This window comes from Streptomyces sp. NPDC059456 (genome assembly GCF_042750055.1).
GTDB lineage: Bacteria > Actinomycetota > Actinomycetes > Streptomycetales > Streptomycetaceae > Streptomyces.
In genome coordinates, this window is record NZ_JBHYVA010000197.1 from 1 (window position 1) to 12,467 (window position 12,467).

General features: G+C 73.5%; 15 protein-coding genes. 11 read left to right on the plus strand and 4 right to left on the minus strand.

Going from position 1 to position 12,467, the window contains the following annotated elements; all coding sequences use genetic code 11:
• The 3 genes from ACFXA3_RS18945 to ACFXA3_RS18955 all read left to right on the plus strand — a co-directional run.
• Nucleotides 1–782, plus strand: a 782-nt coding sequence (locus ACFXA3_RS18945; protein WP_385188133.1) for a M16 family metallopeptidase, incomplete at its 5' end; no start/stop codon positions are given.
• A gap of 24 nt (nucleotides 783–806) precedes the next feature.
• Nucleotides 807–2,069, plus strand: a complete 1,263-nt coding sequence (locus ACFXA3_RS18950; protein ID WP_385188135.1) for an MFS transporter — start codon at nucleotides 807–809, stop codon at nucleotides 2,067–2,069.
• Between the two features lie 495 nt (nucleotides 2,070–2,564).
• Nucleotides 2,565–4,013: an MFS transporter gene (locus ACFXA3_RS18955; protein WP_385188137.1), complete on the plus strand. Its 1,449-nt coding sequence runs from the start codon at nucleotides 2,565–2,567 to the stop codon at nucleotides 4,011–4,013.
• Nucleotides 4,014–4,101: 88 nt separating this feature from the next.
• Here the strand turns inward: ACFXA3_RS18955 and ACFXA3_RS18960 are convergent, their stop codons facing one another.
• From ACFXA3_RS18960 to ACFXA3_RS18970, 3 genes are all read right to left on the minus strand, one after another.
• The gene (locus tag ACFXA3_RS18960; protein ID WP_385188139.1) at nucleotides 4,102–4,305 is read right to left on the minus strand and encodes an EF-hand domain-containing protein; all 204 of its coding nucleotides are present in this window, start codon (nucleotides 4,303–4,305) and stop codon (nucleotides 4,102–4,104) included.
• A gap of 124 nt (nucleotides 4,306–4,429) precedes the next feature.
• Entirely contained in the window at nucleotides 4,430–5,512 is a 1,083-nt protein-coding gene (locus ACFXA3_RS18965) for a hypothetical protein (RefSeq protein ID WP_385188140.1), read from the minus strand.
• An 82-nt stretch (nucleotides 5,513–5,594) separates the two neighbouring features.
• Nucleotides 5,595–6,287 carry a DUF5324 family protein gene (locus ACFXA3_RS18970; RefSeq protein WP_385188142.1) on the minus strand — a complete coding sequence of 231 codons (693 nt, stop codon included), beginning with the start codon at nucleotides 6,285–6,287 and terminating at the stop codon, nucleotides 5,595–5,597.
• Nucleotides 6,288–6,462: 175 nt separating this feature from the next.
• On the opposite strand from ACFXA3_RS18970, the gene ACFXA3_RS18975 reads away from it, so the two are divergent.
• Together ACFXA3_RS18975 and ACFXA3_RS18980 are read left to right on the plus strand one after the other, a co-directional pair.
• Complete coding sequence (locus ACFXA3_RS18975; RefSeq protein ID WP_385188152.1) at nucleotides 6,463–6,990, plus strand: peptidylprolyl isomerase; 528 nt, start codon at nucleotides 6,463–6,465, stop codon at nucleotides 6,988–6,990.
• 109 nt (nucleotides 6,991–7,099) lie between these two features.
• Entirely contained in the window at nucleotides 7,100–7,975 is an 876-nt protein-coding gene (locus tag ACFXA3_RS18980) for a rhomboid family intramembrane serine protease (protein ID WP_385188143.1), read from the plus strand.
• A gap of 142 nt (nucleotides 7,976–8,117) precedes the next feature.
• Here ACFXA3_RS18980 and crgA read toward each other — a convergent pair whose 3' ends face one another.
• Entirely contained in the window at nucleotides 8,118–8,372 is a 255-nt protein-coding gene (crgA, locus tag ACFXA3_RS18985) for a cell division protein CrgA (protein WP_030857683.1), read from the minus strand.
• 91 nt (nucleotides 8,373–8,463) lie between these two features.
• Here crgA and ACFXA3_RS18990 point away from each other — a divergent pair, with 91 nt between their 5' ends.
• From ACFXA3_RS18990 to ACFXA3_RS19015, 6 genes are all read left to right on the plus strand, one after another.
• The gene (locus ACFXA3_RS18990; RefSeq protein WP_385188145.1) at nucleotides 8,464–9,252 is read left to right on the plus strand and encodes a DUF881 domain-containing protein; all 789 of its coding nucleotides are present in this window, start codon (nucleotides 8,464–8,466) and stop codon (nucleotides 9,250–9,252) included.
• The gene (locus ACFXA3_RS18995) at nucleotides 9,224–9,967 is read left to right on the plus strand and encodes a class E sortase (RefSeq protein WP_385188146.1); all 744 of its coding nucleotides are present in this window, start codon (nucleotides 9,224–9,226) and stop codon (nucleotides 9,965–9,967) included. The genes ACFXA3_RS18990 and ACFXA3_RS18995 overlap by 29 nt, the downstream gene beginning before the upstream one ends.
• A 91-nt stretch (nucleotides 9,968–10,058) precedes the next feature.
• Nucleotides 10,059–10,235: a hypothetical protein gene (locus ACFXA3_RS19000; RefSeq protein ID WP_030011120.1), complete on the plus strand. Its 177-nt coding sequence runs from the start codon at nucleotides 10,059–10,061 to the stop codon at nucleotides 10,233–10,235.
• Nucleotides 10,232–10,870, plus strand: a complete 639-nt coding sequence (locus tag ACFXA3_RS19005; RefSeq protein WP_385188148.1) for an aminodeoxychorismate/anthranilate synthase component II — start codon at nucleotides 10,232–10,234, stop codon at nucleotides 10,868–10,870. Before ACFXA3_RS19000 ends, ACFXA3_RS19005 begins: the two co-directional genes overlap by 4 nt.
• Before the next feature lie 128 nt (nucleotides 10,871–10,998).
• Nucleotides 10,999–11,676, plus strand: coding sequence for a class E sortase (locus tag ACFXA3_RS19010; RefSeq protein ID WP_385188149.1), 678 nt, complete (start codon nucleotides 10,999–11,001; stop codon nucleotides 11,674–11,676).
• A 13-nt stretch (nucleotides 11,677–11,689) separates the two neighbouring features.
• Nucleotides 11,690–12,406 carry a class E sortase gene (locus tag ACFXA3_RS19015; RefSeq protein WP_385188150.1) on the plus strand — a complete coding sequence of 239 codons (717 nt, stop codon included), beginning with the start codon at nucleotides 11,690–11,692 and terminating at the stop codon, nucleotides 12,404–12,406.
• Nucleotides 12,407–12,467: the final 61 nt, after the last annotated feature.

Consider the following 12,467-nt stretch of genomic DNA (forward strand, 5'->3'; position numbering starts at 1 on the left):
TGCCCGGGGTGACCGCCGAGGCCCTCACCGCCCTGCTGGCCGGGGCCCCGGTCACGGCGCGGCGGGCCGTGGTCGTCGGGCGCGGACCGGCCGGCGGACTCCTCGACGCGGCGCGCCCCCTGCTGCCCGCCCCGCCGCGGCTCGTCCCGCGGGCCGCCGCCGCGCCGCACGGCCGCCCGGCGGGCGGCACGGCCACCCTGGTCTCCCCCGGTGTGCCGCAGACGCTGATCCGGCTGGGCGGGCACGTGCCGGGCCGGGTCCACCCGGACTATCCGGCGCTCCAGGTGGCCGTGCTCATGCTCGGCGGCTACTTCGGCAGCCGGCTGACCGCGGTGCTGCGCGAGCGCGAGGGGCTCTCGTACGCCCCGCGCGCGGTCCTCGACCCGCTGGGCGGCTCGGCCGCGTTCACCCTGGAGGCCGATGTGCGGCCCGACGGCGCCGCACGGGCCCTCGCCCTGATCGACGAGGAGCTGGAGCGGCTGGCGGCCGGGGCCTTCGGCGCCGGCGAGCTGCTCGGCGCGCAGAACTTCACGGTGGGCTCGATGGCGATGGCCTGCTCCTCCCGTTCGGGGCTGGCCTCGGTGTTCGCCGGGACGCTGGTCAGCGGCCTGTCCCCGCAGTGGCTCGCCGGCTACGAGGAACGGGTGCGCGCGCTGTCCGCCGCGGACGTGGCGCGCGCGGCCCGTACGTACCTGCTGGAGCCCGGCCTCACCGGTGTGCTGGTGGCGCCCGCACCGGCCGAGGGGCTGCCGCCGGTGCGCTCCCTCCCCTCCCCCTCCTGACCGCATGCGACGATCGGACCTGCCGTGCTGAAATCCTTCCTCCAGGGCAATTTCGCCTCCTTGCGGGGCCCGGCGCGGACCCTGGGCGCCCTGCACTTCGTGGACAGCCTGGGCAGCGGCCTGTTCATGGCGGGCTCGGCGGTGTACTTCGTCGTCGTCGCGGGGCTGCCCGTCACGACGGTGGGCCTCGGCCTGTCGCTCGCCGGGTTCAGCGGGTTCGTCTCCAGCATCCTGCTGGGCCGGGTCGCCGACCGGTTCGGGGCCCGGCGGATGCTGGCCGTGCTGCTCACGCTGCTGGCCGGGCTGTACGTGCTGTACCCGCTGGTCGGGTCGGCCTGGACGTTCTTCCCGGTGGTGATCGCCATCGGGGCGCTGGAGTTCGGCTGCGGGCCCGCCTTCGGCGCGCTGATCATGGACCTGGTGCCGGAGGCCGAGCGGGTCACCGCCCGGGCGGCGCTGCGGTCCCTGTTCAACGTCGGCTTCTCGGCGGGCGCCGTGGCCTCGGCCGCCCTGATCGGGCTGGGCGGCGGCTGGCTGGAGCTGCTGCCTCTCGGCAACGGCCTGACGTTCCTGGCGGCCGCGGCGCTGGTGCTGCGGCTGCCCGCGTCGCAGGCCCGGCCGAACACGGGCGGCGGCGGGCACTTCAAGGTGCTGCGCGACCGGCCGTTCCTGAGCGTGATCGGCGCGTCCAGCCTGCTGGCCCTGCACAGCGCGGTCCTGCTGGTCGGCATCCCGCTGTGGATCGTGCGGACCACCGACCTGCCGCGCGGCGTGGTGCCGTTGATCCTCGCGGTGAACACGGTGCTGGTGGTGCTGTGCCAGGTCGCCGCGGCCAGGGGCGCGGACACGCTGGACGGGGCCGTCGGCGCGGCCCGCAAGGCCGGCCTGGTCAGCGTGGCGGCCTGTGCGGCGCTCGCGGTGGCCGGCTGGACCGGGGCGTGGCTCACCGGTGTGGCCGCGATCGTGGCCGTCCTGATGTTCACCGCGGCCGAACTGTGGCAGTCCGCCAGCGGGTTCGGGCTGGGCTTCGGCCTGGCGCCCGACGCGAACCGGGGCGAATACCTGGGCGCCTTCCACCTGCACGTGGTCGTCCAGGCCACGCTGGGCCCGGCCGTGGTGTCGTTCCTGGTGTCCGTCGACGACTCGCTGGGCTGGCTGGCGATGGGCGCCGTCTTCCTGGCCGGCACGGCGGCCATCGGCCCGTCCGTGGCCTGGGCCCGCCGAACGGCCGACCGCCGCGAATCCGCCCCGACGCAGCAGCCGGCCACCGCACCGGCCGACGCGTAACCGGCCACACCAGCCCCCGTTCCGGCCGGGCCCCGCACCACCCTGCAGCCGACGCGTAACCGGCCACACCGGCCCCCGTTCCGGCCGGGCCCCGCACCACCCTGCAGCCGACGCGTAACCGGCCACACCAGCCCCCGTTCCGGCCGGGCCCCGGACCACCCTGCAGCCGACATACCCGGCGGCCGCATCGGCCGACGTGCAGGCGGGCGCACCGGCCGACGCACCGGCCGCGGCGCAGGCCGACGTGCCGGCCGAGACCCCGGCCGAGACCTGGGCCGCCCTTACGGCCGGCACCCCGGCCGGGACCCGGACCACCCCTGTGGCCTGCGCACCGGCCGCGGCGCGGGCCCCGTCCTGGACCGGTCCTCGCCAACCGGTCCCCGCGCGCACCCGTCCCCGCTCCCTCGGTGCACACTGCAGCGCTTCTCCAGCGGCCCTTGGGAGCGTGAGGACTCCACCTCAACGGGATTCCGAGTGCACCACGGGAGGCAGCGCATGTCCGCGTCCGTAACCGAGCGCCCCGCCGCGGCGGCGGCCGGGACGGCGACCCCGCCGCCGGCGGCGGCCGCGTCCGCCCCGCGCCCCGCGCGGCGAGCGCTCGCGCTCGCGGTCGTCGCGGGCTGCAACGCGATGATCCAGCTCGACGACCCCATCATGAACATCGCCCTGCCCGGCATCCGCGCCGATCTGGGGCTGTCCGCGCTCGCCGCGTCCTGGGTGATCGGCGCCTACCTGCTGGCGTTCGGCGGCTTGCTGCTGCTCGGCGGCCGGGCCGGCGACATCCTCGGGCGGCGCCGGGTCTTCGTCGCGGGCGTGGCGCTGTTCACGGCCGCCGCCGCGGTCCGGTCGGTGGTCCCGTCCGGTGAACTGCTGATCGCCGTACGGGCCGTCGAGGGCGCCGGCGCCGCGTTCGCCGCGGCCAACGGGTTCGTGCTGATGCTGAGCACGTTCGCCGAGGGGCCGGCCCGCAAGCGGGCCATCGCAGTCTGCACCGCCGTGGGCGCGGCCTCCACCGCCGGCGGCCTGCTGCTGGCGGGCGCGCTGACCTCGGCGGGCTCCTGGCGCTGGGTGCTGCTCCTCAACGTCCCCATGGGCCTGGCCGTCGTCCTGCTCGCGCCGCGGGTGATCGCGGAGACCGAGCGGATCCGGGGCCGCTTCGACCTGCGCGGTGCGCTGCTGTCCGCGCTGGGCGCCGCCTCGCTCGTGTACGGGCTGTCCCAGGCGGCCGAGCACCCCTGGACCGACGCCCTCGTCGCGGGTCCCCTGCTCGCCGGCCTGCTCCTGCTGTCCGTGTTCGTCGGCACGCAGCGGCGGGCCGCCGAGCCGATCGTCCGCCTCGGGCTCTTCCGGGACCGCGACCGTGCCCTGGCCTTCGCGAGCATGCTGGTCCTGCCCGGCGCGCTGATCGGGGCGTACTTCTTCCTGAGCCAGTCCTTCCAGCAGCACCACGGCTGGTCCCCGCTGGAGGCGGCGTTCGGTCTGCTGCCGGTGCCGGTGACGATGGCCGCGACGGCCGGTGTGGCCGTCCGGGTGGAGCGGGCGATCGGCCCGAAGGCGACGATGGCGACCGGCACGGCCGCCCTGGTCGTCGAGAACCTGTGGCTGTCCGTCCTCGGCCCCGACGGCGCCTACCCGACGGGGGTGCTGCCGGCACTGGTCCTGCTGGGCGCGGGCATGGCGTTCTGCGTGATCCCGCCGACGGTGCTCGCCACGTCGGGTCTGCGCCCCGAGGAGCTGGGCTCGGCGGCCTCCGTGCTCAACGCCCTCCAGTCGGTGGGCGGTTCCCTGTGCATCGCCCTGATGGTCACGGCGTCCTCGGGACGCGCCGGCTTCTCCGCCACGATGTCCGCGGGCTTCACTGCGGGTGCGGTCTTCGCGGGAGCGGCCCTCCTGACGGCCCTTTCCCTGCGCCCCCGCCCCCGCCCCCGCCGCGCCCGCGCGTAGCGCGCCGCGGGCCGCGGGCCGCGCCGCGGACACGTCGGCCCCCGTTCGGACCCTTGCCGGGACCGAACGGGGGCCGTCCGGGACGCCGCTACTTCAGCAGGGTCTTGAACTCTTCGAAGTCGAGGACGCCGTCGCCGTTCGCGTCGGCCGCCATGGCCTTCCTGACCTCTTCCGCGAGGTGCCCCCGGCCGCCCTCGGCCTTGAACCCCTCGGCCAGTTCGACGATGCTGATCCGCCCGTCGCCGTTCGTGTCGATCTCGTCGAACAGTGCCCTGAGTTCGGCCTCGGTCATGAAGTTCCCCTCTCGCGTTCACCGGACCCTGCAGGTCCGCATGGCCCTCCACCCTGGCAGATCCCCTCCGGGACGCGCGCACCGGCCACCCGTACGGGTGCACCGGCGCCGTGGGCGGGACGGCCTACGAGGACTCCTTGCGGGTGGCCGCGGAGAGGGCGCGGGCGAGGTCGCGGGCCGAGGCCCGGCTTCCGTCGGCGGTGCCGCCGATCGACACCAGCGGGGCCCGCCAGCCGTGGGCGCCGATGCGCTCCGCCACCTCGTACGCGACGGCTCCGCCGCCGGAGAAGCAGCCCAGCAGCAGCGGTTCGGCCGCGGCGAGCAGGGGCCGCAGCGCCGCCAGGCAGGCCGTGGCACCGGCCGGCGCGTCGAGGGTGACCAGCGCCTGCGGGCCCCGGTGGGCCCGGGCCACGGCCGCGTAGCAGTCGTCCGGGGCCTGCGGCGGCGGTACGAGCAGCACCGTCCCGGCGCCGGGGTGCGCGGCGGGACGCAGGGTGACCAGCGCGGGCGCGGGTTCGTACGGTACGGCCACCGCATCCGGTACGGGCAGGCCGTCGAGCAGCGCGAGTGCGTCGGCGACGGTGGTCGCGGCGGGGTCGGCCGCCGGGAGCCCGCGCAGCAGCAGGGCGGTCTGGCCGAGGATCCGGGCCGCTTCGGCGTCGCTCAGGCGGGCCCGGTCGCTGTCGGCGGTCAGCACGAGGGCGCCCGCCCGGTCGTGGCGGGCGGTGAGGGCGAACGGCAGTCCGGTGTACGCCTCGACGGTGTCCGGCGGGGCCGCGCGCACGTCGGAGGCGGCCAGTTCCTCGTCCAGCGGGTCGTCGGCGCCGTCGGGCCCGGGGGCGGCGGGCGGCCGGTCGAAGGTGAGGAGCGTTTCGGTGAGCGGCGGCCGTGCGGGGCGCCCGGCCCGGCGGCCGATCTGTCCGGCGGAGACCCACTCGTACGCGGACAGGCCCAGCGCACGGTCCCGCAGGTCGCTCAGCAGCCGGGTCAGCGGGGCCGCCGGGTCCACCTCCACGGACAGCGGGAGCGGGTTGCCGAGCGGCCCGGGGAGCCGGTCCGCGCCGTCGAGCAGGATGCCGCGGCCGGAGACGGTCACCCCGAACGCGACGGGGCCGGGGACGGGGCCCCGGCCGGTCGCCGCGGCCGCGCGGTGCAGTTGGAGCGCCCAGGCGGCGTGCAGGGCGGTGCTCTCCGGGACCCCGCACACGGCCGCCCATCCGCGCAGGCGGGCCGCCTCGGACGGGTTGAGCCGTACCCGGGTGTGGCCGTACCCCGAGGCCGGTACGGGGTCAGCGCTGCTCCTCGTCCGACGGACCGGAGGAGGACTCGCGCTCCTTCGCCGCCAGCTCGTCGTCGAAGCTCGCCGGCTGGCCTTCCCGCGACAGCTCCGTGGCGGCCGGCGGCTCGACGAGCCAGTCCGGGTTGGACTGCTGGTCCCACCACCGCCACGCCATGTACGCGCCGACGGCCAGTACGCCGACCACCGCGACGACCTTGAACGCCCGCCCGCAGTGCGCCCGCCGCTCGTGGCGCTTCACCAGCCGCTGCACTTCCTTGGCCGACACCTGGCCGCGCAGCGCCGCCAGGGCCGCCGTCGACCGGGACGCGGCCTCCTCGGCCACCGGCTGGGCCGCCGCCAGCGCGCTCTCCAGCTTCGGCTGCGTGTAGTCGGCCGCCTGCCGCGCCGCCCGGCGGGTGTGTTCCACCGCCATCGTCGCCGCCCGGTCCACGTTCGGGGGCACGTGCGCGCGCGCCGCCTTCATCCGCGGGTGCACGTGGCAGTCGTACGCCGTGCGGGCCTGCCGGGCCGCCTCCGCGGTCGCGTACGACACCTTCGGCGCCAGCCGCTCGTTCGCCTCGGTCGCATAGTGCACAGCGGCTTCCCTGGCGGTTGCTGCGTACGGCGCCACCGCTTCCGCTGCGTGCTTCACCGTGTCCCTGGCGCTCTCGGCGGCCAGGTGCACGCTGTCCTTGCGGGTCACAGGATCCTCCTCCTCGGTGGCGGACACAGTTCACCTTTCCACCCTTTGTCGGATCATGCCTGCCATACCGTCGAGCGGCATGCGCGACAGGGCATACGGGTGGAGGATTTCCGTGCCGTGCGGCCCTCCGTGGGAGGATCTGGAACCGACAGTGATGACTATGGAAGGCAGATCCGTGGCCGAGAAGCTCTACGCCACCCTGAAGACCAATCACGGCGACATCGAGATCGAGCTGCTGGAGAACTTCGCGCCGAAGACGGTCCGCAATTTCGTGGAGCTGGCCACGGGTGCCCGCGAGTGGACCCGTCCCACGGACGGCCAGAAGACCACCGATCCGCTGTACGACGGCACCGTCTTCCACCGCGTCATCAGCGGCTTCATGATCCAGGGCGGCGACCCGCTCGGCAACGGCACCGGCGGCCCGGGCTACCAGTTCGCCGACGAGTTCCACCCCGACCTGGCCTTCACCAAGCCGTACCTGCTCGCCATGGCCAACGCCGGCCCGGGCACCAACGGATCGCAGTTCTTCATCACCGTGGCCCCCACCGCCTGGCTGACCCGCAAGCACACCATCTTCGGCGAGGTCACCGGCAAGGCCGGCCAGAAGATCGTGGACGACATCGCCGCCATGCCCACGAACCCGCGCACCGAGCGCCCCCTCGACGACGTGATCATCCGGTCCGTCGTCGTCGAGAGGCGCTGACCCCGGGAACCTTTCCTCCCCGCCCGTCCGTCCTGCATGCGTACGAACCGACGGGGCACACCGGACCGGCGGGGTGCAGGCCGTGCCCCGCCGCTGATCGAGGGGACCGATGGACACCGACCGTCTGCCGGGCTGCTACCGCCACCCGGACCGCGACACGGGCATCCGCTGCACGCGCTGCGAGCGCCCCATCTGTCCCGAGTGCATGATCAGCGCCTCCGTCGGCTTCCAGTGCCCCGACTGCGTCCGTGACGGCTCCGGTACGGGCCACCGCCCGGCGGCGAACGTACCGCGCACCGTCGCGGGCGGCGCGGTCGCCGCCGATCCCCACCTCGTCACCAAGATCCTCATCGGGATCAACGCGGCGGTGTTCCTGGTGGGGCTGCTCGCGCCGGCCGTCGTCGTGCAGCTGGAGCTGCTGGGGCGGTACGTCGAATACTTCGGCGGTCCCGTCGAGGGGGTCTCCACCGGTCAGTACCACCGGCTGCTGACCTCGGTGTTCCTGCACGCGGAGTGGTGGCACATCGGGGGCAACATGCTGGCCCTGTGGGTGATCGGCGGCCCGCTGGAGGCGGCCCTGGGCCGGGTCCGCTACCTCGCCGTGTTCCTGCTGTCGGGTCTGGGCGGAAGCGCCCTCGTCTATCTGCTGACCGCGCCGAACACCCCGACCCTCGGCGCCTCCGGCGCGATCTTCGGACTGCTCGGCGCCACCGTCGTCCTGGTGCGCCGACTGCGCTACGAGATGCGGCCGGTGATCACCATGGTCGTGCTCATGCTGGTGCTGACCTTCGTGCCCTTCGGCGGCAGCCTGTCCGTGTCCTGGCAGGCCCACATCGGCGGCCTGGTGACCGGCCTGCTGGTCGGTCTGGGCATGGTGGGACCGGCCGCCGGCAGGAAGCGCGCGCTGGTCCAGTGGGGGACCTGCGCGGCGGTGTTCCTGCTGGCAGCGGCGGTGGTCCTGGTCCGCACGGCCGAACTCACCTGATCACACCGGCGTCAACACTCCACAGAGTTATCCACAGATCTTCTGTCTTTTCCTCAGGTGTGGATGACGCTGTGGATAACTCATGGGGAGAGCTTGTCGGACCCGGTGCGACTGTGCTTTCCGGCGGTCGATCCGGGCCCGGCTACTTCCACTGCGTGGACACGCCGAAGCCCGCCGCGATGAAGCCGAATCCGACCACGATGTTCCAGTTGCCCAGCGCCTCGATGGGCAACTGGGTCTCGGTCACGTAGAAGACGACGATCCACGCGAGACCGATCAGGAAGAACGCCAGCATGACCGGGGCGACCCAGCCGCGGCTCCCCAGCCTGATCTGCTGCGCCTGCTTCGCCGGCGGCGGCGTGTAGTCGTCCTTCTTGCGGATACGTGACTTCGGCACGAGGGGCTCTCCTGTCGATGCGCTGGGGACCTTGCCTGCCCCGGGCGTCCGTTAGCGTAGTGGACCTGTGGCGTTGAAGGAGAAGGGTACGTTGAGCAATTCCGACGACTCCTCCGCGGGTCCCCGTCGCCGGGCCAGACCGGTCCGGCTCCTGACGGCCGCCGTTTTCGCCCTGGCCGGCCTCATCTTCGTCACCAGTTTCAACACGTCCAAGGGTACGAACATCCGGACGGACGCCTCGCTCCTCAAGCTCTCCGACCTGATCCACGAGCGCAGCCAGAACAACGCGCTGCTCGAACAGAGCACCGCCGCCGTCCGCGGCCGGGTGGACGCCCTCGCCGAACGCGACGACGGCAGCACCAAGGCCGAGGACGCCAAGCTGGCCGCCCTGCGGGTCGCCTCCGGCACCGAGCCGCTGTCCGGCAAGGGGCTCACCGTCACCCTGAACGACGCCCCGCCGAACGCCACCGCCCGCATCCCCAACGTGCCCGAGCCGCAGCCCAACGACCTGGTGATCCACCAGCAGGACCTCCAGGCCGTGGTGAACGCGCTGTGGCAGGGCGGCGCCCAGGGCATCCAGGTCATGGACCAGAGGCTGATCTCCACCAGCGCCGTGCGCTGCGTCGGCAACACGCTGATCCTCCAGGGCCGCGTCTACTCGCCCCCGTACAAGGTGTCGGCGGTCGGCGACCCGGCCGCGCTGCGCAAGGCCCTCGCGGCCTCCCCGGCCCTGCAGAACTACCAGCTGTACGTGACGGCGTACGGGCTCGGCTGGAAAGTGGACGAGCACAAGGAGCTGACACTCCCCGGCTACTCCGGCACAGTGGACCTCCACTATGCGAAGCCGCTGGATGCCACCTCCGCGACCAGTACGCCGTGACGTCGTACTGCGCCTGGTGGTGCGGACGTTCAGCGAGGTCTGCCTGACGGCGGGCACGCTGATCGTGCTGTTCGTCGCGTACGTACTGCTGTGGACCGGGGTCCGGGCCGACCGCGCCATGGACGGGGAGATGGCCCGCATGCGCGAGCGCTGGGCCGCGGCCCCGGCCGCCGCGCCGGGCGCCGCACCGGCCGCCGCGCCGCAGCCCGTCCCCGCACCGCCGGCGCAGGGGGAAGCCGCCTACCCGCCGGGCCGGGCCTTCGCCGAGATGTACGTCCCGCGCTTCGGCCCGGACTGGAACAAGCCGGTCCTGGAGGGCACCGGCACGGACCTGCTCAAGAAGGGCCTCGGCCATTACGCCGGCACGGCCCGCCTCGGCGCCACCGGGAACTTCGCGGTGGCCGGGCACCGGCGGACGTACGGCGACCCCTTCAAGGACTTCCCCGAGCTGCGCCCCGGCGACGCCGTGATCCTCAAGGACGCGACGACCTGGTACACGTACACGGTCCGGGGCGGGCCGCTGCGGACCGTGCCCACCGACGTCGCGGTGGTCGACCCCGTGCCGCACGGGTCGTCGTTCACCGCGCCCGGCCGCTACCTGACGCTGACGACCTGCGATCCGGAGTGGGGCCACAGCCACCGGCTGGTCGTGTGGGCGGAGCTGACCGCGACCCGGACGGTCGCGCAGGGCCGGCCGGAGGGTTTGCCGAGCTGACCCACCCGCCACGGCCGGTGGCTTTAGTCTGTTCGCGTACCGCCCCCGCGGTGCGTGGGTCGATCGTGGACGGACAAAGGAAGCAGACGGCATGTACGGCTGGATCTGGCGGCATCTGCCGGGCAACGCGTGGGTGCGCGCGCTGATCTCTCTCGTACTGGTCCTCGCGGTGGTCTTCGTGCTGTTCCAGTACGTCTTCCCGTGGGCCGAGCCGCTCCTGCCGTTCAACGACGTAACGGTGGACGAGGGATCGGGAGCCACTCCGTGAGCGCGCGCATTCTGGTTGTCGACAACTACGACAGCTTTGTCTTCAACCTGGTCCAGTACCTGTACCAGCTCGGCGCCGAGTGCGAGGTGCTGCGCAACGACGAGGTCGAACTCGCCCACGCGCAGGACGGGTTCGACGGCGTACTGCTGTCGCCGGGACCCGGCACCCCGGAGCAGGCCGGCGTCTGCGTCGACATGGTCCGCCACTGCGCCGACACCGGGGTCCCGGTCTTCGGGGTGTGCCTGGGCATGCAGTCCATGGCCGTGGCGTACGGCGGCGTCGTCGACCGGGCGCCCGAGCTGCTGCACGGGAAGACCTCGCCGGTCGTGCACGAGGGCCTCGGCGTCTTCGCGGGGCTGCCGTCGCCGTTCACCGCGACCCGCTACCACTCGCTCGCGGCCGAGCCGCAGAACCTGCCGGACGTGCTGGAGGTCACCGCGCGCACCGAGGACGGGATCATCATGGGGCTGCGGCACCGGGAGCACGACGTCGAGGGCGTGCAGTTCCACCCCGAGTCGGTGCTGACCGAGCACGGTCACCGGATGCTCGCGAACTGGCTGGTGCGCTGTGGGGACGCGGGAGCCGTCGAGCGCTCGGTGGGGCTGGCCCCGGTGGTGGGCAAGGCCGTCGCGTGACCGCGGTCGCGCCGTCCGCGCCCACGGAGGGCCGGGCCGCGCGCCGCAGGGCGGCTCAGGAGGCCGCGAAGCGCACGCGGAGGCGGGGCGGCGGTCGTCGGCGCCGGCGGCCCGCGTCGGGAGGCCCGGTGGTCGTCGCGAGCCGGCTCGCCGGGGAGCTGTTCATCACGCTGGGCGTGGTGATGCTGCTGTTCGTCGCCTACCAGCTCTGGTACACGAACGTGCTGGCGGAGCGGACGGCGAACGGGGCCGCGGGATCGCTGCGGCACGGCTGGGAGCGGAGCGGGGGCGCCGCCGCCCCGCCCGTCTCGGCGTTCGAGCCGGGTCAGGGCTTCGCGATCCTCCACATCCCGAAGCTGGACGTGAAGGTGCCGGTGGCGGAGGGGATCAGCAAGCCGAAGGTGCTCGACAAGGGGATGGTCGGGCACTACGGGGACGGCGCGCTGAAGACGGCGATGCCGGCCGACAAGCAGGGCAACTTCGCGCTGGCGGGCCACCGCAACACCCATGGCGAACCGTTCCGCTACATCAACCGGCTGGTGCCCGGGGATCCCGTCGTGGTCGAGACGCAGGACGCCTACTACACCTACGAGATCACCTCGTCGCTGGCGCAGACGCCGCCCACGAACGTGTCGGTGATCAAACCGGTGCCGGAGGGCTCGGGCTTCACCGCCCCCGGCCGGTACATCACGCTGACGACCTGCACCCCGGAGTTCACGAGCACCTACCGGATGATCGTATGGGGCAGGATGACCGACGAACGCCCCCGCAGCCAGGGTGCTCCGCCCGCGCTGACCAGCCCGTAAGGACGAACAAGCAGTGTCACGTGCCGCGCCGTCGCCCCAGAGCCGCAGTGTGCTCGCCGGGTTCCTGAGCCTGCTGGGCGAGTTCCTGATCACCGTGGGCCTGGTCCTGGGCCTGTTCGTCGCGTACTCGCTGTGGTGGACGAACGTGCTCGCCGACCGGCAGGCGTCGGCGCGCGGCGACGAGGTCCGCCGGCAGTGGCAGGCCGACCCGGGGACGAACGCGCCCGAGGCGCCGGGGGCGCTGGACACCCGTGGCGGCATCGGATTCCTGCACGTGCCGGCGATGAAGAACGGCGAGGTCCTGGTCAAGAAGGGCACGGCGCCGGACGTCCTCAACGACGGCGTCGCCGGGTACTACACGGACCCCGTGAAGGCGGCCCTGCCGTGGGAGGCGTCGGGGAACTTCTCCCTGGCGGCGCACCGGGACGGGCACGGCGCGAAGTTCCACAACATCGACAAGGTGAAGGACGGCGACGCGGTCGTCTTCGAGACCCGGGACACCTGGTACGTCTACAAGGTGTTCGCGGAGCTGCGCCAGACGTCGAAGTACGACGTGGACGTGATCTCCGCGGTCCCGAAGGAGTCGGGCCGGACCGCGCCGGGCCGGTTCATCACGCTCACGACCTGTACGCCGGTGTACACCTCGAAGTTCCGCTACGTCGTGTGGGGCGAGCTGGTGCGCACGGAGAAGGTGGACGCGAAGCGCACGCCGCCGGTCGAGCTGCGCTGAGCTGACGCGGAAAAGCCCCAGTGTGGGGCCCCAAAACCGCCCCCCCGCGGTGGCTGTGTCA

Bases quoted from the DNA above. Each gene is read 5' to 3' on its own strand.
- ACFXA3_RS18955 (WP_385188137.1), top strand. From the start codon at position 2,565: ATGTCCGCGTCCGTAACCGAGCGCCCCGCCGCGGCGGCGGCCGGGACG.
- ACFXA3_RS18960 (WP_385188139.1), bottom strand. From the start codon at position 4,305: ATGACCGAGGCCGAACTCAGGGCACTGTTCGACGAGATCGACACGAAC.
- ACFXA3_RS18980 (WP_385188143.1), top strand. From the start codon at position 7,100: ATGGACACCGACCGTCTGCCGGGCTGCTACCGCCACCCGGACCGCGAC.
- ACFXA3_RS18995 (WP_385188146.1), top strand. From the start codon at position 9,224: ATGCCACCTCCGCGACCAGTACGCCGTGACGTCGTACTGCGCCTGGTG.
- ACFXA3_RS19000 (WP_030011120.1), top strand. From the start codon at position 10,059: ATGTACGGCTGGATCTGGCGGCATCTGCCGGGCAACGCGTGGGTGCGC.